General features: G+C 69.6%; 18 protein-coding genes, 1 tRNA gene and 1 pseudogene. 14 read left to right on the plus strand and 6 right to left on the minus strand.

What is annotated here, in order from left to right; translation table 11 throughout:
* Positions 1 to 195 precede the first annotated feature (195 nt).
* Positions 196 to 786, plus strand: a complete 591-nt coding sequence (locus ABD841_RS27975) for a hypothetical protein (RefSeq protein ID WP_344978060.1) — start codon at positions 196 to 198, stop codon at positions 784 to 786.
* 520 nt (positions 787 to 1,306) lie between these two features.
* Here the strand turns inward: ABD841_RS27975 and ABD841_RS27980 are convergent.
* Positions 1,307 to 2,332: a M48 family metallopeptidase gene (locus tag ABD841_RS27980; RefSeq protein WP_425582053.1), complete on the minus strand. Its 1,026-nt coding sequence runs from the start codon at positions 2,330 to 2,332 to the stop codon at positions 1,307 to 1,309.
* A gap of 74 nt (positions 2,333 to 2,406) precedes the next feature.
* Between ABD841_RS27980 and nadD the strand changes: the two genes are divergently transcribed.
* Positions 2,407 to 3,027, plus strand: coding sequence for a nicotinate-nucleotide adenylyltransferase (gene nadD / locus ABD841_RS27985; RefSeq protein WP_344978064.1), 621 nt, complete (start codon positions 2,407 to 2,409; stop codon positions 3,025 to 3,027).
* A 12-nt stretch (positions 3,028 to 3,039) separates the two neighbouring features.
* Here the strand turns inward: nadD and ABD841_RS27990 are convergent, their stop codons facing one another.
* Positions 3,040 to 3,282 carry a hypothetical protein gene (locus ABD841_RS27990; RefSeq protein WP_344978066.1) on the minus strand — a complete coding sequence of 81 codons (243 nt, stop codon included), beginning with the start codon at positions 3,280 to 3,282 and terminating at the stop codon, positions 3,040 to 3,042.
* Between the two features lie 116 nt (positions 3,283 to 3,398).
* Positions 3,399 to 3,827, minus strand: coding sequence for a Fe-Mn family superoxide dismutase (locus ABD841_RS27995; protein ID WP_344978068.1), 429 nt, complete (start codon positions 3,825 to 3,827; stop codon positions 3,399 to 3,401).
* A gap of 401 nt (positions 3,828 to 4,228) precedes the next feature.
* Here ABD841_RS27995 and rsfS point away from each other — a divergent pair, with 401 nt between their 5' ends.
* The 3 genes from rsfS to ABD841_RS28010 all read left to right on the plus strand — a co-directional run bounded on the left by rsfS (position 4,229) and on the right by ABD841_RS28010 (position 5,468).
* On the plus strand, positions 4,229 to 4,639 hold the full coding sequence (rsfS, locus tag ABD841_RS28000) for a ribosome silencing factor (protein WP_344978070.1): 411 nt from the start codon (positions 4,229 to 4,231) through the stop codon (positions 4,637 to 4,639).
* On the plus strand, positions 4,636 to 5,268 hold the full coding sequence (locus ABD841_RS28005) for a histidine phosphatase family protein (protein WP_344978072.1): 633 nt from the start codon (positions 4,636 to 4,638) through the stop codon (positions 5,266 to 5,268). Before rsfS ends, ABD841_RS28005 begins: the two co-directional genes overlap by 4 nt.
* 127 nt (positions 5,269 to 5,395) lie before the next feature.
* Positions 5,396 to 5,468 (plus strand) — tRNA-Ala (locus ABD841_RS28010).
* Positions 5,469 to 5,563: 95 nt separating this feature from the next.
* Here ABD841_RS28010 and ABD841_RS28015 read toward each other — a convergent pair.
* Both ABD841_RS28015 and ABD841_RS28020 read right to left on the minus strand, forming a co-directional pair.
* Positions 5,564 to 5,932, minus strand: a pseudogene (locus ABD841_RS28015) (transposase); the annotation flags it as partial.
* A 135-nt stretch (positions 5,933 to 6,067) separates the two neighbouring features.
* Positions 6,068 to 6,874, minus strand: a complete 807-nt coding sequence (locus ABD841_RS28020) for an enoyl-CoA hydratase/isomerase family protein (RefSeq protein WP_344978073.1) — start codon at positions 6,872 to 6,874, stop codon at positions 6,068 to 6,070.
* Between the two features lie 42 nt (positions 6,875 to 6,916).
* Between ABD841_RS28020 and ABD841_RS28025 the strand changes: the two genes are divergently transcribed.
* From ABD841_RS28025 to ABD841_RS28055, 7 genes are all read left to right on the plus strand, one after another.
* A complete protein-coding gene (locus tag ABD841_RS28025; RefSeq protein WP_344978075.1) occupies positions 6,917 to 7,726 on the plus strand; it encodes an enoyl-CoA hydratase/isomerase family protein in 810 nt (269 codons plus the stop codon).
* Positions 7,723 to 9,288, plus strand: coding sequence for an AMP-binding protein (locus ABD841_RS28030; protein ID WP_344978077.1), 1,566 nt, complete (start codon positions 7,723 to 7,725; stop codon positions 9,286 to 9,288). The genes ABD841_RS28025 and ABD841_RS28030 overlap by 4 nt, the downstream gene beginning before the upstream one ends.
* Positions 9,289 to 9,342: 54 nt before the next feature.
* Positions 9,343 to 10,140, plus strand: a complete 798-nt coding sequence (locus ABD841_RS28035; protein WP_344978079.1) for an SDR family NAD(P)-dependent oxidoreductase — start codon at positions 9,343 to 9,345, stop codon at positions 10,138 to 10,140.
* 71 nt (positions 10,141 to 10,211) lie between these two features.
* Positions 10,212 to 10,871: a TetR/AcrR family transcriptional regulator gene (locus ABD841_RS28040; protein WP_344978081.1), complete on the plus strand. Its 660-nt coding sequence runs from the start codon at positions 10,212 to 10,214 to the stop codon at positions 10,869 to 10,871.
* 446 nt (positions 10,872 to 11,317) lie between these two features.
* Positions 11,318 to 12,751, plus strand: a complete 1,434-nt coding sequence (locus ABD841_RS28045; RefSeq protein WP_344978083.1) for an amino acid permease — start codon at positions 11,318 to 11,320, stop codon at positions 12,749 to 12,751.
* Positions 12,748 to 13,611 carry a 3-hydroxyacyl-CoA dehydrogenase family protein gene (locus ABD841_RS28050; RefSeq protein WP_344978085.1) on the plus strand — a complete coding sequence of 288 codons (864 nt, stop codon included), beginning with the start codon at positions 12,748 to 12,750 and terminating at the stop codon, positions 13,609 to 13,611. Before ABD841_RS28045 ends, ABD841_RS28050 begins: the two co-directional genes overlap by 4 nt.
* 71 nt (positions 13,612 to 13,682) lie before the next feature.
* A complete protein-coding gene (locus tag ABD841_RS28055) occupies positions 13,683 to 14,447 on the plus strand; it encodes a crotonase/enoyl-CoA hydratase family protein (RefSeq protein ID WP_344978087.1) in 765 nt (254 codons plus the stop codon).
* A gap of 13 nt (positions 14,448 to 14,460) precedes the next feature.
* Here the strand turns inward: ABD841_RS28055 and ABD841_RS28060 are convergent, their stop codons facing one another.
* The gene (locus ABD841_RS28060) at positions 14,461 to 15,135 is read right to left on the minus strand and encodes a TetR/AcrR family transcriptional regulator (protein ID WP_344978089.1); all 675 of its coding nucleotides are present in this window, start codon (positions 15,133 to 15,135) and stop codon (positions 14,461 to 14,463) included.
* A 136-nt stretch (positions 15,136 to 15,271) separates the two neighbouring features.
* Between ABD841_RS28060 and ABD841_RS28065 the strand changes: the two genes are divergently transcribed.
* Entirely contained in the window at positions 15,272 to 16,423 is a 1,152-nt protein-coding gene (locus ABD841_RS28065) for an acyl-CoA dehydrogenase family protein (protein WP_344978091.1), read from the plus strand.
* A gap of 31 nt (positions 16,424 to 16,454) precedes the next feature.
* Entirely contained in the window at positions 16,455 to 17,642 is a 1,188-nt protein-coding gene (locus ABD841_RS28070; RefSeq protein ID WP_344978093.1) for a thiolase family protein, read from the plus strand.
* The last annotated feature ends 17 nt before the right edge of the window (positions 17,643 to 17,659 follow it).

The raw sequence follows: 17,659 nt of genomic DNA on the forward strand, positions 1-17,659 counted from the left end.
GCGCCCGGGGCCGGGCGCTCGCCTTCCGGGGTGGGCGAGGGGAGCCGGACCGGGCGGGCGGCCCCGCCGGGTGGCGAGGTGTCGCGTGCGGGGCGTTCCGCGACGGCAGAGGGTGCTCGGGCGGGCCGGTCGTCCTCCGCGGCGGGCGAGGGGACGCGCGGGCGGTCCGCTCCCGAGGGGCCGCGGTCCGGTATCGTGCGCCGGGGCGCCCGCGGGAGGCCGGCGGACGGCTCGGCCGCCCGGCTCGGGGGCGAGGGCAGGCCGGGTCCGCTGCCGGCCGGCAACGGCGCCCTGCTGCTGCTGGCGTTGCTGGCCGTGCCGTGCGTGGTGGCCACGGTCATCTGGCCGCTGACCACCTTCGCCGTCACCGGGGTGTCCGCCGCGCTGGCCCGGGCGATCTGGTTCGGGCACCGGCTGGTCAGGAAGCGCGCCTCGGCCAAGGTCCGGATGGCGCTGCGCGTGGTGAGCTTCCCGCTGGTCCTCGTCGTCTCGTCGCTGACCGTGCTCTTCTGGCCGGGGCTGCCCGCGGCGGCGCTCGCCGGCCTCGCGCTGTGGCTGGCCCTCGGCGGCTCGTTTCCCCCGGAGTGGTGGATGGAGTCCGCCCCGGTCGCCGTGGCGGGCGTCGTGTTCGGCGTGGTGTGCGGTGGCATCCTCGGCCGCGAGATCGAGCGGATCGGAACCGAGCTCGTCGACCTCCGGAAGGAGGGACTGCGCGCACTGGCCGTGCTGGGCGGCTTCGTCGCCCTGTGCTCCGCGGCCGTGCGCGTGATCGCCTTCCTCGTCTGACGGGGGTTCCGCGCGGGCTCAGGCCACCTTGGACGGCGCGGCGGTCCAGGTGTTGCAGGCGCCCGGGTCGCCACCGGTGTAGCCGAGCTTGGTCCGGGCGACGCGGTTGGCGCCCTTGCCGCTCGTCCGGTCCTGGCCCTTGACGTCACCGTTGGCCTTCAGCAGGCCCAGCAGCTCGTTCCAGTCTTTGGCGGTCCGGCCGAAGGACGGCCAGATGCTCTTGGCGAGGACACCGCTCAGACAGTCGGTCTGCAGGTGGCGCGGCGAGTCTCTGCTCCTGCAGCTCGTCCTTGTTCGCGTACGGTGCGTTCTGGAACGCCTTCTGGATGCCGGTGAGGCCTGCCGGATGCGAGCCGTACAGCCGGCTCGTCGTGTGGAACAGCCAGAGGTCGTCCGGCCGCGGTCAGCGCGATGACCACGCGAATTCTCAGAGGCACGACAATAGGGAAAAGCCACCTTATGGTCGATCCATAGAGAAAAGGTCCGGGGTGGTTACCCGGACCTTTTGGTGAAGTGTTCGTTAGTTACCGTCGCGGCGGGCGAAGCGGTTGAAAATGCGCTCTCCGGCGTTCACGGCGCCTTCGGCCACGTCCCGCAGCACGCCGATGAACGGGTCCTGCGACTGCGACCAGGACTCGCGGTAGGACCGGGCGGCGGCCTTGACCTCCTCGGAGATCTTCGCCTGCGCGTCGTCGGTCCGGCGTGGGTACTCACCGGTGAGGATCCGGTCGTACTCGCCGCCGCGGCGCCACTTGTCGAGCGCGGCGACACGCGAGACCGCGAACGGGTGGGTGGTGCCGAGCAGGTTGAGGACCTTGAGCAGGCCGTCGCGGACGTCGCCCGCGGTGTCGTACTCGCGCGCCTGGTCGAGGAAGGCCTCGATGTTCATCTCGTGCAGGCGCGAGCCGCCGGCCAGCTTCATCAGGGCGCGCAGCGCCGCGTCCGGGTCCTGGCCGCAGAGCAGGCCGCCGCGGTCGGCGGAGAGCTCGGACTTGCGGTGCCACTCCTCCAGGCCCGCCACGATCGCGCGCAGGCCGATGTAGCCGAGCGGGATCCACGCCACGCGCGTGGCCAGGCGGGTGAGGATGTCGAGCATGGTGCGGTAGACCGCATGACCGGACAGGATGTGGGCGGTCTCGTGTCCGATGACGAAGCGCTGCTCCTCCGCGTCCATGAGGTCGAGCAGACCGGTGGTGACGACGATGAAGGGGTCGTCGAAACCGATCGCCTTCGCCTGGACCTGCGGGCTCTGCTGCACGTAGACCTCGGGGATGCGGTGCAGGTCGAGCGTGTAGGCCGCGTCGCGCCCCATGTCGTACAGGGCACGGAACTGCGTGTCGCTGGTGCGTACGGCCGACGCGAGGTAGATCAGGCGCAGGCGGCGCTCGCTGATCAGGCCGGACATCTGCTTCAGCACCGTGTCGAACCCGCTGAGCGACCGGAGGGCGACCAGCGCGGACCGGTCTGCGGGGTGTTCGTAGGCGCGTGAGCTGATACCGGGAAGCTGCACGCGGTTGCGATCCGGGGTGGTGGTCATGTCCGGCATGCTACGTCGGGCCCGCCCGCCATGCGCGGGGGGTGATTAAAAGCTCTGTACGGCTTACGCGTATGGTCCGTTCCATGATGAACGCGGTTACCAGGCATGGAAAGCGGCGTCTGGGCGTTATGGGGGGAACCTTCGATCCGATCCATCACGGCCACCTCGTGGCGGCCAGTGAGGTCGCCCACCACTTCGACCTCGACGAAGTGGTTTTCGTGCCCACCGGGCGCCCGTGGCAGAAGGCGGACAAGACCGTCTCCGCCGCCGAGGACCGCTATCTGATGACGGTCATCGCGACCGCCTCCAATCCCCGCTTCTCGGTCAGCCGCATTGACATCGACCGCCCCGGGCCGACCTTCACCATCGACACCCTCCGGGACATCTCCGCGCTCTGGGGGCCCGAGGTCGATCTGTACTTCATCACCGGCGCCGACGCGCTCGCGCAGATCCTGAGCTGGCGCGATGTCGACGAACTGTTCACCATCGCCCACTTCGTCGGCGCCACCCGCCCCGGCCACGTCCTGCACGACCCGGGCCTGCCGGAGGGCAAGGTCAGCCTGGTGGAGATCCCGGCGCTGGCCATCTCGTCCTCGGAGTGCCGTCAGCGGGTGGCCGCGGGTGAGCCGATCTGGTATCTCGTCCCCGACGGCATCGTCCAGTACATCAACAAGCGCGGCCTGTACCGGGATCTGGAGGGCTGACCGGGGTACTCGTCACTCGCCTTCCGCCCCCGGGCACGTCGCGGGCGCATCGGCGAAGACGGCATCGACCGCGGCTCGCGCCCGGTCGCCGGCATCGGGCCAGAGATACGCGTAGATGTTCGAAGTGGTGACGGCCGAGCCGCGGCCCAGCGGATGCCGGACGGTCGTGACGCTCTCGCCGTACCGGATGAGGGCCGAGGCGTGGGTGCGGCGGCAGACGCGCAGTCCGGTGCCCTGTGCGGCCAGCGCGCCCATGATGACGCTCCGGTCGTCGGCGTCATCGCCCTGGGATGCCCGCTTGTAGGGGGGCGCGGCGCCCGCCCGGCCCCGTGGACCGGGATCGGACGAGGCGGGCGCCGTCGGCGCTGGGGTCAGGCTCCGCGGGCGGCGTCGTAGCGGGCGATGACGTCGTTCCAGTCGATCAACGACCAGAGCTTCTCGACGGAGTCGGGGCGCACGTGGCGGTACTGCAGGTAGTAGGCGTGCTCCCAGGCGCCGAAGACCAGCAGCGGCGTGGTGTTCATGCCGACGTTGCCGTGGTGGTCGTAGACCTGCTCGACCACCGGGCGGCGGCCCAGTGGTTCCCGGGCCAGCACGCCCCAGCCGGAGCCCTGCACGGTGGCGGTGGCGGTGGTGAGCTGCTTCTGGAAGGCCTCGAACGAGCCGAAGTGCTCGTCGATGGCCGCGCCCAGCTCGCCGTCGGGGCGGTCGCCGCCGTCCGCCTCTACAAGCGCCTCGGCTGGTCCGCGGTATGCGAGTTCGAGGTCCCCGCGGAAAGAACGCGCGTCTTCCGTGTCCACCTCTCGCCCGCGGCCCGGGGGACGCCGTCCCGGCGCAGGGGGACGGAGCGCGTGGTGATCACCGGTGTGGCCGCGAACCTGTACCGTCCTGGCGCCGCGGGCGGGCCGGGGCGCGTGGGGAGAACGATGAGTTCGCTATCATTCACGTGAATCACATGAAATGCGTATCCGCGGGCCGGCCGGTGTGATCACCGAGTGTCGCAGACCCGGTCCGGCGCGTCCCCGGGCATCGACGGGCGCTGTCCCCGGCGCGGAGCCCCCCTGGTCCGGCCGCTGATTCGTTCGCGGTACGGAATCCGGTGGCACACGACAGGTGTTGTTCAAGTGGCGGCTCCTCAACGAGCGCCGAATCGGGCACCCTAATAGGTGACAGTGCCGACTAAGGAGGACTGACCCATACCGTGACAGCAACTGACAGATCCATCCAGCTCATCAGGATCGCCGCCGAGGCGGCGGCCGACAAGCTGGCCGACGACATCCTCGCCTACGACGTGAGCGACCAGCTCGTCATCACCGACGCGTTCCTGCTCTGCTCCGCCACCAACGACCGTCAGGTCCGCGCCATCGTCGACGAGATCGAGGAGCGGCTGCGGGTCGAGGCCGACGCCAAGCCCGTCCGCCGTGAGGGCGAGCGCGAGGGCCGCTGGGTCCTGCTCGACTACATCGACATCGTCGTGCACGTCCAGCACGAGGAGGACCGCACCTTCTACGCCCTTGAGCGCCTGTGGAAGGACTGCCCCTCCATCGCCCTGCCGGACAGCGTCACCCAGGTCGCCGCCCAGCGCGCCCGCGGCGAGGCGGTACCCGAGTGAGTCGCCGCGTCGTCTGCCTGAGGCACGGCCAGACGCTGTGGAACGTCGAGCAGCGCTTCCAGGGCCACAGCGACATCCCGCTGGACGAGACCGGCCTGGCGCAGGCCGGCCGTGCGGCCTCCCTGCTCGCCGCGCTGCGTCCCGACATGATCGTATCCTCCGATCTCCAGCGGGCCTACGACACCGCCTCGGCGCTGGCCCGGATCACCGGTCTGGGCGTCTCGGTCGACAAGGACCTGCGCGAGCGCGGCGGCGGTGAGTGGGAGGGACTCACCCGTGAGCAGATCTCCACCGGCTGGCCCCGGGAGTTCGCCGCCTGGGAGGCGCCGGGAGGCGAGGACGTCGCCGACGTCGCCGAGCGGGTGTCGTCGGCCATCCGCCGCTGGGCGGCCAGGCTGGAGCCCGACGGGCTGCTCGTCGTCGCCTCGCACGGCGCGGCCATCCGGCTCGGCATCGCCAAGCTCATGAACCTGCCGCAGGAGATCTGGCCCGCCCTCGGCGGGCTGGGGAACTGCTCCTGGTCGGTGCTGGAGGAGGGGCGCAAGGGATGGCGCCTGCTGGAGCACAACGCCGGGACTCTCCCCGAGCCCGTCCACAGCGACGACAGCCCCGAGGTCACACAGGAGTGACCTCACGCACCGTGCCATGCGTACCCGGGTGACGGGTACGGGCCGCATGGTCGTCGATTAGGTGAACATGTCGGTCTCCTTATATGCTTCCGGAGCGCCGCTGAGAGAGAACTCGAAGCGGTGACCAGGGGCTATGGCGCAGCTGGTAGCGCGCCTCCATGGCATGGAGGAGGTCTGGGGTTCGAATCCCCATAGCTCCACCTCAGGGCCGTTCTTGAAATGGCCTGCAGGTAGTTGACGGGATCCCGTCCGATCGGCTCGATCGGGCGGGATCCCGTCGTTTCCCGGCCGGTGCTTCCAGCGCCTTGACGACCCGGGCGTGCGCGGCCGCGGCGGCAGGCTGGTCGAAGACGGTGCGCACCAGCGTGGCCACCCACGGCTGGACGGACTTCGGCACCGTGGTGAGCAGGTAGCGCGTACGTCAGCGCTGCCAGGAGGCGCCCGGCAGGGCCACGTCAACCGCCTGTACCGGTCCGGCGCGGGCATCGGAGACGACCGGTTGCACCCCGGACAGGTCGCGGGCGACCAGGGAGCGGAGGAAGGCCGGCCAGCCGGCGCCGCCCTCGGCCGTGGTCTTCACCATGGATCGCAACAGATCCGGATCCCCGGTCTCGATCTGCTTCGCCAGCCGGGCAGCAGGGTCCACACTGTCGGGCACGGCCATCGCTCCTGTTCTCCTTCGATCTTGAACTTCGCACTCGAAGGATCACGCGACGGCCGTCCTCATCTCCCCGCACCACGCTATCCGGCTGGGGAAACTCATCCCACGTCCGTGCGCGCAACCCGGCACCTCCGGGCCCTATGCCTCCTCGGCCCGCTGGAACACGGGGGCGCGCTTCTCCCGGAACGCCGCGATGCCCTCCTGCACCTCCCGTCCGGCGAACCCCAGAAACTCCAGTGCGAGCGCGGCGTCGAAGTGCGGGGTGGCCGCCCGGAGCCACGAGTTGAGGGCTTGTTTGGTCCAGCTCAGGGCGGTGGGGGCACCGCCGGCAAGCCGGGTGGCGATGTCGGTGGCCTTGTCGAGGACGTCGCTCTCGTCCACCGCGAGTGAGACCAGGCCGATGCGCTCGGCCTCCGCGCCGTCCAGCGAATCGCAGGTGAGAAGGTAGTACTTGGCCTTGGCCAGCCCGCACAGCAGCGGCCAGATGAGGGGCGCGTGGTCGCCGGCGGCGACGCCCAGTTTCGTATGGCCGTCGATCAGCCGGGCGTTCCTGGCGACCACGGAGACGTCGGCGAGCAGCGCCACGACGAGGCCGGCTCCGACCGCCGCTCCCCGCACCGCCGAGACGACAGGCTTGGAGAACTCGATGAGGTTGGTCACGAGTTCCCGGGCCTCGCGCAGCCCGGCGATCCTCGCCTGCGGGTCATCGGCGAGGCTCTGCACCCAGTGAAGATCACCGCCGGCGCTGAACGTGTTGCCGGCCCCGGTGACCAGGACGGCGCGTACCCGCTCGTCGGCTTCGGCGTCACGCCAGATCCGGGTGATCTCCGCGTGTCCCACCGCGTCGAGCGCGTTGGCGCGACCGGGGTTGTGAATGGTCACCTTCAGCACACCGTCCGACAGCCGGCTCACGTCCAGCCGCTGGTAGCCCGCGTAACGGTCCATGATCCTCCTTGCTAAGTATCGATCGATCGATACAATACCCTCATGACGCTTGAATCCGGTATCGCGGCCGAAGACGGTCGTACCGAACGCGTAGTGCTCCACCATCGAGGGCCGACCTCGGTGGTGACGTTGAATCGGCCCGAGGTGCGAAACGCGCTGTCCCGCCAGATGCTGTGCGATCTCAGGGACGCGCTGATCGAGGCGGAGCGGCGTGAACAGACGGAGGTCATCGTCCTGACCGGTGCGGGATCCGGGTTCTGCTCGGGTGACGATCTGTCCGAGGCCGCCGGCACCGACGCTGAGGCGTTCGACGAGACCATCGGACTGCTCCAGCAGGTCACCAGGACGCTGCTCGAGTCGGACAAGCCGAGCATCGCCGCGATCAACGGCGCGGCGATGGGGGGCGGGCTGGAACTGACACTGGCCTGCGACCTGCGAGTGGCCGCCCAGCACGCCGTATTCGCCTGCCCGGAGGTGGCGTGGGGCCTGGTGTGCACGAACGCGGCCTCGGTGCTGCTGCCGTCCATCGTCGGGCACGGACGCGCACGCGACATGGTGCTCACCGGGAGGACCTACGACGCGGCGTGGGCGCTGACGGCCGGCCTGATCAGCGAAGCGCTGCCCGCCGAGCAGGTGCTGGACCGGGCCATCGCCCTCGCCGAAGAATTGGCGGGCAGGTCGCAGGCGGTCCGCCTGACCCGGCGGTTGCTGAGCGATGCGAACAACGAGGCCATCGTGCGGGCGCTGGAGCGGGAGGCGGTGGCCGTGGGAAAGGCACGACGTGGCAACGCGGCCGAGACGAGCCTGCGGGAGTTCGCGGCCCGCCGTGCGGAGAAAGGGACACGACGATGATCAAAGATGCGCGCACGCTCAGCGATTTCGTCGACGGACACGCGCGGACCCAGCCCGATCATCCGGCGCTGCGGGTCGAGGACGAGACGCTCACCTACGGTCAACTGGCCGCGCAGGTTCGGTTGGTCGCCGCCGGCCTCGCCGAAAACGGCGTACGTGCGGGAAGCACCGTGGCCTTCGTCCTGCCGAACAGCATCGAGTTCGTCGTCGCCTGGCTGGCGTTGGGCCGGATCGGAGCCGTCGCCGCGCCGGTGAACACGGCGCTGCTCGGCGACGGGCTCGCGACCGCGCTGCGGATGTGCGGGGCCGAAGTCGCGATCGTCGACGAGCGGTTCCTGCCGGCGTTTGAAGAAGCGCTGCCGAAGGCCGGAAACCTGCGTACGGTTTTCGTCCGGGGCCACGCCGGTCCGCGGCCCGGCGCCGTTCCCGTCCGGCCATGGGCGGATCTGACGGAGCACCCGATCCCCGCACCGCGTCACGAGACCCGTGCCGGCGATCCCAGCATCCTGTTGTTCACATCCGGCAGTACCGGCCGGTCGAAAGCCTGTGTGCTGCCCCATCGGTACGTGCTCCGGCAAGCGGAGATCTTCACCGAGCAGCTCGGCCTGACCGCGGCCGACGTCCTGTTCTGCCCCTTCCCGCTGTTCCACGCCGACGCGGCTGTCTTCACCGTCGCTCCCGCGTTCGTATTGGGCGCGACCGCGGCCCTGGTGGAACGGTTCTCGGTGCGGCGGTTCTGGGCACAGGTACGCCACTATCAGGCGACCGTTTTCGACTTCATGGGCGCGACCCTGACCATGCTGCACAAGCAGGAGCCGGCAGCCGATGACGCGGACAACCCGGCCCGGCTCGGCTGGGGCGTTCCGCTACCGGAGTGGGCCGGAGAGTTCGAGCGCAGGTTCGGTGTCGAACTCGTCGAGGTGTACGGCCTCAGCGACACGGGCATCGTGCTGTACAACCGCCCGGGCGAGCCCCGTCGTCCCGGCTCCTGCGGCCGCCCCGTCCACCCCTTCGACGTCAAGATTCTGGACTCCGACGGATTCGAGATGCCGAGCGGCGAGGTTGGGGAGATCTGCATCCGGCCCCTCGAACCACACGTGATCATGAGCGAGTACCTCGGCATGCCGGAGGTCACCGCCGAGGCATGGCGCGACCTGTGGTTCCACACCGGAGATCTCGCCCATCGCGACGAAGACGGCTACTTCTACTTCGTCGGCCGGGGAGCGGACGTGATCCGTCGGCGCGGTGAGAACATCTCCGGGCTGGAGATCGAAGCGGTGATCAGCCGGCACCCCGCCGTGCTGGAGGTGGCGGCGTTCGGAGTTCCGAGCGAACTCACCGAAGAAGACGTGATGGTCGTGGTGTCGCTTCGGCCGGGCGCCGAACTGGACGCGCGGGAGTTGCTCGCCTACTGCGAGAAGGATCTCCCGCGCCACATGGTGCCCCGGTATGTCGAGTTCACCGGCCCACTACCCAAGACACCGACCGAGAAGATCGAAAAGCACGTGCTCAAGTCACGCGGCGTCAGCCCTTCCGCATTCGACCGGGAAAGCCGCGACTGACCTCGGCCGCAGATGCCGGCCGCCTTCCGACCCCTCGACGACAAGGTCTCCATGATGAGCAACGATTCTCAGAACAGCCACCCGCACAACGACGAGTCCCCGTTTCACAACGTCGCCGCGATCGTGACCGGCGGTGCGAAAGGGATCGGCGCCGCGATCGTTCGCAGACTCGCCGCGTCCGGCGCGTCCGGCGCGTCCGTCGCGATCGTCGACTTCGACGCGGCAGCGGCGCGGGCACTCGCAGACGAGGTGCCCGGCGCTTTCGCGGTGACCGCCGACGTCGGCGACTACACCGTTCTCAGCGAGGCCATGGAGGCGGCCTGCATCCGTCTGAACGGTCTGGACCTCCTGATCAACAATGCCGGCTGGGATCACGTGCAGCGATTCACGGACACTGACCCATCGCTGTGGGACAAGCTCATCCACATCAACTTGAAGGGGGTGTTCAACGCCACCCATCTCGCCATTCCGCGGCTCGTCGCGCGCGGCGGCGGGCGTATCGTCAACGTGGCCAGCGACGCCGGGCGCGTCGGCTCCTCCGGCGAGGCGGTGTACGCCGCGTGCAAAGGCGGCACGATCGCGTTCACCAAGTCCATCGCCAGAGAGACCGCGCGCCACGGCATCACCGTCAACTGCGTGTGCCCCGGCCCCACCGACACCCCTCTGCTTGAAGAGATCAAGCAGGACGAGCGGGCCGCGGCCACCATGGACGCGATCGTTCGCGCCACCCCGAACAGGCGCCTTGCCCGGCCGGAGGAGATCGCCGAGGCGGTCGCCTTCTTCGCCGCGGCTCCGGCACATGTCACCGGCCAGGTGCTGTCCGTCAGTGGCGGCCTGACCATGGCCGGGTGACCGCAGCAGCGATCGTGATCATGTAGGTTCAGTCGACAGGAGACAGCCTCATGACCGGGTAGGAGCCTACGATGCCGCGCACGCGTGCCGCAGAAGCGGCGGAGACGCCTCGCCGTATCCGCTCGGCGGCCATCGAACTGTTCGCCGAGCGGGGCTTCCACGGGACGGGCATCCGCGACATCGCCACGCGGGCCGGCGTCACCCTGTCCTCGCTCTACCACCACTTCGGCAGCAAGGACGACCTGCTGATGGACATCATGTTCACCAGCACCGAGCCGCTCAAGCGCGCCGCCGATGAGGCGTACCACACGCTGGACACGCCCTGTCAGCGCCTGGCGATGCTGATCGAGCAGCATGTGTGGGAGCACGTCACCGACCGCCTGGCCAAAATCGTCAGCGACACCGAGGTGCGCGCTCTGTCCGGCGAGCGCCGCGATCGCGTGGTCGGCATCCGTGACGCCTACGAGAGCGTGTGGCGGACCACCGTGGAGGAGGGCGTCGCCACCGGGGTGTTCACCGTTTCGCATCCGAAGGCGCTGACCATCGGTCTGCTGGAGATGTGCACCGCGGTGTCCCACTGGTTCCAGCCCAGCGGTGATCTCGGCCTGCGCGAGCTGTGCCGTACGTACGCAGACGGCGGCCTGGGCCTGATGCGTGCATCGGAGAACGGTCGCCCGGTACGGCGCGCAGACCTGGACATCGGCGAACCCACACGGTTCCTCCAGCCCTGAGGAGGGGGCGGCCGCCCCCTCCTCTCGCCGGGCCTTGTGACCGGCGTCCGATCCGCCCTCCGGGCATGAATCCGCTACGGGCGCGGCCGGCTGATCGGCACCCGGCCGCCGGACTGCCTGCCCAGCGTCCCGCGCCATCGGCGGGCCACCCCTGCCGGCATCTTTCCCTCTTCGGGAAGCACACATCGTCGATCACCCGTACCTGCGGGCCGGCGACCGCTCCGGGCTGTACATGGTCAAACCACTATTGTATCGATCGATCGAATCATTTAGGCTGCAACCCGAGCGACGGACGATGGCGCCCGGCCCGCCGGACCGCGGCCATGAGCTGACCGATTCCTCGCTGTCACAGTCGCCCAGGTGAGCCCTCCGAGGGCCATTCCCGCGCGTTTCGATCCGCGGCCGGCCACCCGAGGCTGCGCTGGCCGTACCGGAGGAGGCGAAACTTGCCAGACCACATCGATGCGAATTCCCCACAGACGCTGCGGCGGGCCTTGCAGCCACGTCACCTGTCCATGATCGCCCTGGGTGGCGTCATCGGGGCGGGCTTGTTCATCGGCTCCGGCGCGGTGATCCGCACAGCGGGAGCACTGGCTCCCCTCGCCTACGCGGTGGGCGGGCTGATCCTCCTTCTGGTGATGCGCATGCTCGCCGAGATGACCGCCGCGCGGCCGTCGATGGGATCGTTCTCGGACTACGCCCGGCTCGCCCTCGGCAACGGGGCGGGGTTCATCATCGGATGGACATACTGGTACTTCTGGGTGATCGTGGTGGCCTTTGAGGCCATAGCCGGAGCGGAGATCATCGGAGGTTTCCTCCCGGACATCCCGCTGTGGGTCGTCTCCGCCGCCGTCATGGGCGTGATGAGCGTGGTCAACCTGCTTTCCGTGCGCAGCTTCGGTGAGGCCGAGTTCTGGTTCGCCGCCGTCAAGGTCGTGGCCATCGTGGCCTTCTTGGGAATCGCGGTTGCCGGATTGTTCGGCGTGCTGCCCGGGCAGCAGGTCAACGGTCTCGCCATCGGTGGCGGCTCGCTCGCCCCGGCGGGTGCCGCCGGGGTGTTGAGCGCCATCACCGTTGTGGTCTTTTCCTACTTCGGTTCGGAAATCGTCACCGTCGCCGCAGCGGAGGCCACCGACCCGGTCCGCGCCGTCGCCCGCGCGGCCACCACGGTGGTCTGGCGGGTCATCATCTTCTACGTCGGCTCGATCAGCCTCATCGTGTTACTGGTCCCTTATGACGCGATCCGTGCGGACGCGAGCCCGTTCGTAACCCTCCTGGAGCGTCTCGGCATTCCCGGGGCTGCGCTCGCCATGCAGATCATCGTGCTGACCGCCGTGCTGTCGGTCCTCAACGCCGGCATCTACACCGCATCCCGCATGCTTTTCGCCCTCACCGCATGGCAGGAGGCCCCCCGCGCCCTGGCCAGGACCACGACCCGGGGCACGCCGATCCGCGCGATCCTGCTCAGCACGCTCGCCGGTTGGCTGGCGGTCGCAGTGGCCTACCTCGCGCCCGAAGCCGTGTTCGCATTCCTGCTGAACGCCGCGGGCAGTGTCGCGCTGGTCATATACGCCGCGATCGCGATCTCCCAGCTACGGCTGCGCCGGCTCATCGAGCGCGAAGGCGGGGCCCTGCCGGTCAGGATGTGGGCTCATCCGTATCTGAGCTGGTTCACGCTCGCACTGCTGGTGGCGGTGGCCGTCGGCATGCTCATCCTGCCCGACTCCCGTGGCCAGCTCGGGCTCGGGCTGATCGCGCCCGCCGGAATCGCGGTGATCTACCTCGTCCGGCGCCTGTTCCAACACCGGATCGCTCCTCGGGGGGCGTCCGTCCTCACGACCGGGGAATCGCAGTGGCCCGAACACATGGAGAAGACATGACCGATCACCCACGTAAGGTAACCGTCATCGGCGGAGGCACGATGGGGTGCGGCATCGCCGGCCTCATGGCCGTCGCGGGCAGCGCGGTGACCCTGATCGAAGTCGACCGGGCGGCCGCCGATCGTGCCGCGGAACGCGTCCGCCGGGAGTGGCCGGACTCCGCCGGCGCGCTCACGCGGCTGGAAACGACCACGGACATCAGGCGAATCCCTCCCGAGACGGAGCTCGTCATCGAGGCCGTAGCGGAGGATGCGGAGCTGAAGGCGGAAGTGCTCGCCGCGGCCGGCCGGGCGGCGTCCAAAGCGATCATCGCCACCAACACCAGCTCCATCGCGATCAGCCGGCTGGCTCGCGCCGTCCACGACCCCGGTAGGTTCCTCGGGCTGCACTTCTTCAACCCGGTGGCCAAGTCGGCGCTGATCGAGATCGTCACCGGCGAGCGGACTGCACCGGAGACCGTGGAGCTGGCAAGGAGCTGGAGTGAGGTGTGGCAGCGCACCCCCATCGTCGTCCGCGACAGTCCCGGATTCGCCACCAGCCGTCTTGGGGTGCTCCTCGGTCTGGAGGCGATCCGGATGGTGGAGGAGGGCGTGGCGGACCCGCATGACATCGACAGCGCCATGGTCCTGGGCTATCGCCACCCCATCGGCCCGCTGCGCCTCACCGACCTGGTGGGGCTCGATGTGAGGCTCGCCATCGCCGAATACCTCTCCGGTGAGCTCGGTGACCGGTTCTCACCGCCGCAGCTGCTACGCGAGAAGGTCGGCAACGGCTTCCTCGGCCGCAAAACGGGCCAGGGCTTCTACTCCTGGACGACCGGGGGGCGATCGAGCGACGCCGGTCGGCGTGACGACCGGTGACACCGGACAACGGCACCTGCATCACGCCGGTGCCGCCCGCCTACGACACCGACCGACCGAATGAGAGAACGATGTGCAACGAAGTGATCACTGAATATGATGACGGCCTCGCCGTCATCACGATCAACCGGCCGCAGGCGCGAAACGCCGTCGACCGCGCCGTCGCCGAAGGCATCGCGGCCGCGGTGGACGAGCTTGACGCCCGCCCGGACCTGAAGGTCGGGATCATCACCGGGGCGGGGAACGGTTTCTGCGCCGGCATGGACCTCAAGGCGTTCCTGCGCGGAGAGCGCCCGTATGTAGAAGGTCGCGGCTTCGCGGGTCTGGTCGAGGCTCCTCCCCGCAAGCCGCTGATCGCCGCCGTCGAAGGGTACGCGGTGGCGGGCGGCTGCGAGCTGGCGCTGGCCGGTGATCTCGTGGTGGCCGCGGAGAACGCGAAGTTCGGCCTCCCGGAGGTGCGGCGCGGGCTCGTCGCGGCCGGCGGCGGCCTGTTGCGGTTGCCCCGTCGCATCCCGTACCACGTCGCCATGGAGCTCGCGCTGACCGGCGACTTCCTCACCGCGGAACGGGCCTACGCGCTCGGGCTGGTCAACCGGCTGACACCGGTGGGAGGGGCGCTGGCGGAGGCCCGGCGACTGGCCGCGGCGATAGCGGCCAACGGGCCGCTGGCGGTCCGCGTCACCAAGCAGGTGATCGTCGAGTCACGGGATTGGCCGTCCGGCGTGGCCTTCGACCGGCAGCGGGAGATAACCGCTCCGGTCTTCACCTCGCGCGACGCCCAGGAGGGCGCTCGCGCCTTCGCCGAGAAACGCGCGCCGATCTGGACCGGCGAGTGAGACGCGACTCCTCTCAGGGCACCCGGGTCCCCGCGTCGCGGCCCGATCCACTCATGGCGCGATAGCGCAGTTCGAGCCCGTCGAGAAGAGCCTGAAGGCCGGCCGCGAAGGCGCTCTCGTTGATCTCCTGTTGCCGGTCGGCCAGCAGGTGCGCCTGGTCGAGGTGCGAATAGTTCCCCTCGTACACGGTGGCGTCGTCGGGGAATCCCCCGGCGAAGGAACCGAGCGCAGAACCGGTGATGAAATACCGCATGAGCGCACCTACCCGGGTGGCCTCCCGGCGAGGCCACCCGGCGGCGACCAGACCGCCGAACACGGCGTCGGCGATGCGCAGGGCGTTGGCACGGCGGCCCGGCCCCTGGGCGACGACGGGGACGATGTTGGGATGCGCGGCCAGCGTGGCCCGGTAGGACTCCGCCCATGCGGCCAGGGCGGCGCGCCAGTCTTGATCATCGGCCCCGAGCCGGGTGAACATCGATGTGTCGACCTCACCGAGGACCGCGTCGACGACGGAGTCGATCAGTTCCTCCTTCGTCGCCACGTGGTTGTAGAGCGACGGTCCGCTTACCCCGAGTTCGGCGGCCAGCCGCCGCGTGGAGACGGCCTCGAGCCCTTCGGCGTCGACCAGGTCCAGTGCGGCGGCCACGATGCGGTCCCGGCTGAGCAACGGTCGGCGTGGTCGCCCCACAGCGCTACCTCCCTTGATCGCGGTCGGAACGGCCACCGGTTTCCCGGCTCGATCACCGACCCTCCAAAACTTGCGTCGCTAGTTTATCTGGATTAGCATCCAGCTGAAACTTGCAACGCTAGTTTTAGGGTGGGTCATGAACCTGGAACTGTCCGAGGAGCAGATCGCGGTACGGCAGCTCGCCGCCGAGTTCGTCAACAACGAGATCGCCCCCCACGCCGCAGGCTGGGACCGCGTCGAATCCGTCGACCGGAGGATCGTCGGCCAGCTCGGCGAGCTCGGTTTCCTGGGCCTGACGATCCCCGAGGAGTACGGCGGCTCCGAGGGCGACCACCTGACCTATGCCCTGGTGCTGGAAGAACTCGGCCGGGGCGACTCGGCGGTGCGCGGCATAGTGTCGGTCTCGCTGGGCCTGGTCGCCAAGTCGATCAACAGTTACGGCGGTGAGGAACAGAAGCGCCGGTGGCTGCCCGCACTCACCGGCGGCAGCGCACTGGGATGTTTCGCGCTGACCGAGCCCGGCAGCGGGTCCGACGCGGCCGCGCTCACCACGAAGGCGGAGCGTGCCGGAGAAGACTGGGTGATCAGCGGTTCCAAGATGTTCATCACCAACGGCACCTGGGCAGACGTGGCCCTGGTGTTCGCCCGCACCGGCGAACCCGGCCACCGGGGCATCACCGCCTTCCTGGTGCCGACCGACTCCTCCGGTCTCGAACGCCGGGAACTGCACGGCAAGCTGGGCCTGCGCGGGCAGGCCACCGCCGAACTGGTATTCGATGCCGTACGCGTCCCCGCGAGCGCCGTCCTGGGCCAGGAGGGCAAGGGATTCTCGATCGCCATGGCCGCGCTGGCCAAGGGCCGCATGTCAGTGGCCGCGGGATGCGTGGGCCTGGCACGGGCATGCCTGGAGGCGGCGGTCGCGTACGCACGGGAGCGTGAGCAGTTCGGCAAGCCCATCGCCTCCCACCAGCTGGTGCAGGATCTGCTCGCGGGCATCGCGGTGGACGTCGACGCGGCCCGGCTGCTGGTATGGCGAGTCGCCGACCACATCGACCGGGGCCTGCCGTTCGCCACCGAGTCGTCGATGGCGAAGCTGTACGCCAGCGAGGCGGCCGTACGCGCCGCCAACGACGCCATGCAGGTCTTCGGCGGCTACGGCTACATCGACGAATACCCGGTCGGCAAATACCTGCGGGACGCCCGCGTGATGACCCTCTACGAGGGGACCAGCCAGGTCCACAAGCTGCTGATCGGCCGCGCCCTGACGGGCGTGTCCGCCTTCACCTGAGCCATCACCCGCCAGCTGAAAGGGAACCTTCATGCGCCCCGTCTACTTCGCCTCCGCCCGCCGTACTCCCATCGGCAGACTGCGCGGCTCACTGTCGGCCGTCCGCCCGGACGACCTGGCGGCCACCACCCTGGGCGGCCTGGTCGCCGGGGTGAAGACACTGGACCCGATCCGGATCGACGACGTCTACTGGGGCGCCGCCAACCAGGCCGGAGAGGACAACCGCAACGTCGCGCGGATGGCCGTCCTGCTCGCCGGCCTGCCCGACAGCATCCCCGGAGTCACCGTCAACCGGCTGTGCGCCTCCGGGATGGAGGCAGTGATCAGCGCCGCCCGTGCCATCGCCGCCGGCGAGGCGGACATCGTGGTCGCCGGTGGTTCCGAATCCATGAGCCGTGCGCCGTTCGTGCTGCCCCGGCCCGACGACCCCCTCCCGCACACTCTCCAGACACACGACACGCGGCTCGGCTGGCGGCTGACCAATCCCCGCATGGCCGATCTGCATGGGGTCCTGTCCATGGGCGAGACCGCGGAGGAGGTCGCCAAGCGGTACGGCATCGGCCGTGAGCGGCAGGACGCGTTCGCGTTGCGAAGTCACCAGCGGGCTGCCGCCGCCCAGAGGAACGGAAGTTTCGCCGCGGAACTCCTGCCGGTCGAGCGCCGCGACGGCTCCGCGGTGACCGCCGACGAGTCCATCCGCGAGGACACCTCCGCGGAGCGCCTGGCCGCCCTGAAACCCGTCTTCCGCGCGGACGGCACCGTCACCGCGGGCAACGCCTCCCCGATGAACGACGGCGCCGCCGCGCTCCTGCTGGTGAGCGAGCAGGCGCTCGGGGATCTCGGACTCGAACCGCTCGGACGCTACGTCGCGGGGGCAGCGGCCGGTGTGCATCCCGACGTGATGGGCCTCGGCCCGGTCCCGGCCACCCGCAGGGCGCTGTCCCGCGCCCGCCGGGCCGTCGGCGATATCGACACAGCGGAGATCAACGAGGCTTTCGCCGCCCAGGCCATCGCCTGCGTGCAGGAACTCGACATCGACCCCGACCGGGTCAACACCGATGGCGGGGCCATCGCGCTCGGCCATCCGCTCGGCTGCTCGGGCGCACGCATTCTCACCACCTTGCTGCACCGAATGAACCGCACCGGCGCCCGGAACGGCCTGGCGACCATGTGTGTCGGCGTGGGGCAGGGCGTCGCCGTCCTGGTCCAGCGAGACTGACCCGCTGATGGCAGGCG

It is taken from the genome of Streptosporangium fragile (genome assembly GCF_039534445.1).
GTDB lineage: Bacteria > Actinomycetota > Actinomycetes > Streptosporangiales > Streptosporangiaceae > Streptosporangium > Streptosporangium fragile.

Bases quoted from the DNA above. Each gene is read 5' to 3' on its own strand.
- ABD841_RS27980 (WP_425582053.1), bottom strand. From the start codon at position 2,332: ATGCCGGACATGACCACCACCCCGGATCGCAACCGCGTGCAGCTTCCC.
- ABD841_RS28030 (WP_344978077.1), top strand. From the start codon at position 7,723: ATGATCAAAGATGCGCGCACGCTCAGCGATTTCGTCGACGGACACGCG.
- ABD841_RS28035 (WP_344978079.1), top strand. From the start codon at position 9,343: ATGAGCAACGATTCTCAGAACAGCCACCCGCACAACGACGAGTCCCCG.
- ABD841_RS28065 (WP_344978091.1), top strand. From the start codon at position 15,272: ATGAACCTGGAACTGTCCGAGGAGCAGATCGCGGTACGGCAGCTCGCC.
- ABD841_RS28040 (WP_344978081.1), top strand. From the start codon at position 10,212: ATGCCGCGCACGCGTGCCGCAGAAGCGGCGGAGACGCCTCGCCGTATC.
- ABD841_RS28020 (WP_344978073.1), bottom strand. From the start codon at position 6,874: ATGGACCGTTACGCGGGCTACCAGCGGCTGGACGTGAGCCGGCTGTCG.
- ABD841_RS28070 (WP_344978093.1), top strand. From the start codon at position 16,455: ATGCGCCCCGTCTACTTCGCCTCCGCCCGCCGTACTCCCATCGGCAGA.
- ABD841_RS28025 (WP_344978075.1), top strand. From the start codon at position 6,917: ATGACGCTTGAATCCGGTATCGCGGCCGAAGACGGTCGTACCGAACGC.
- nadD (WP_344978064.1), top strand. From the start codon at position 2,407: ATGATGAACGCGGTTACCAGGCATGGAAAGCGGCGTCTGGGCGTTATG.
- ABD841_RS28050 (WP_344978085.1), top strand. From the start codon at position 12,748: ATGACCGATCACCCACGTAAGGTAACCGTCATCGGCGGAGGCACGATG.
- ABD841_RS27990 (WP_344978066.1), bottom strand. From the start codon at position 3,282: ATGGGCGCGCTGGCCGCACAGGGCACCGGACTGCGCGTCTGCCGCCGC.
- ABD841_RS28055 (WP_344978087.1), top strand. From the start codon at position 13,683: ATGTGCAACGAAGTGATCACTGAATATGATGACGGCCTCGCCGTCATC.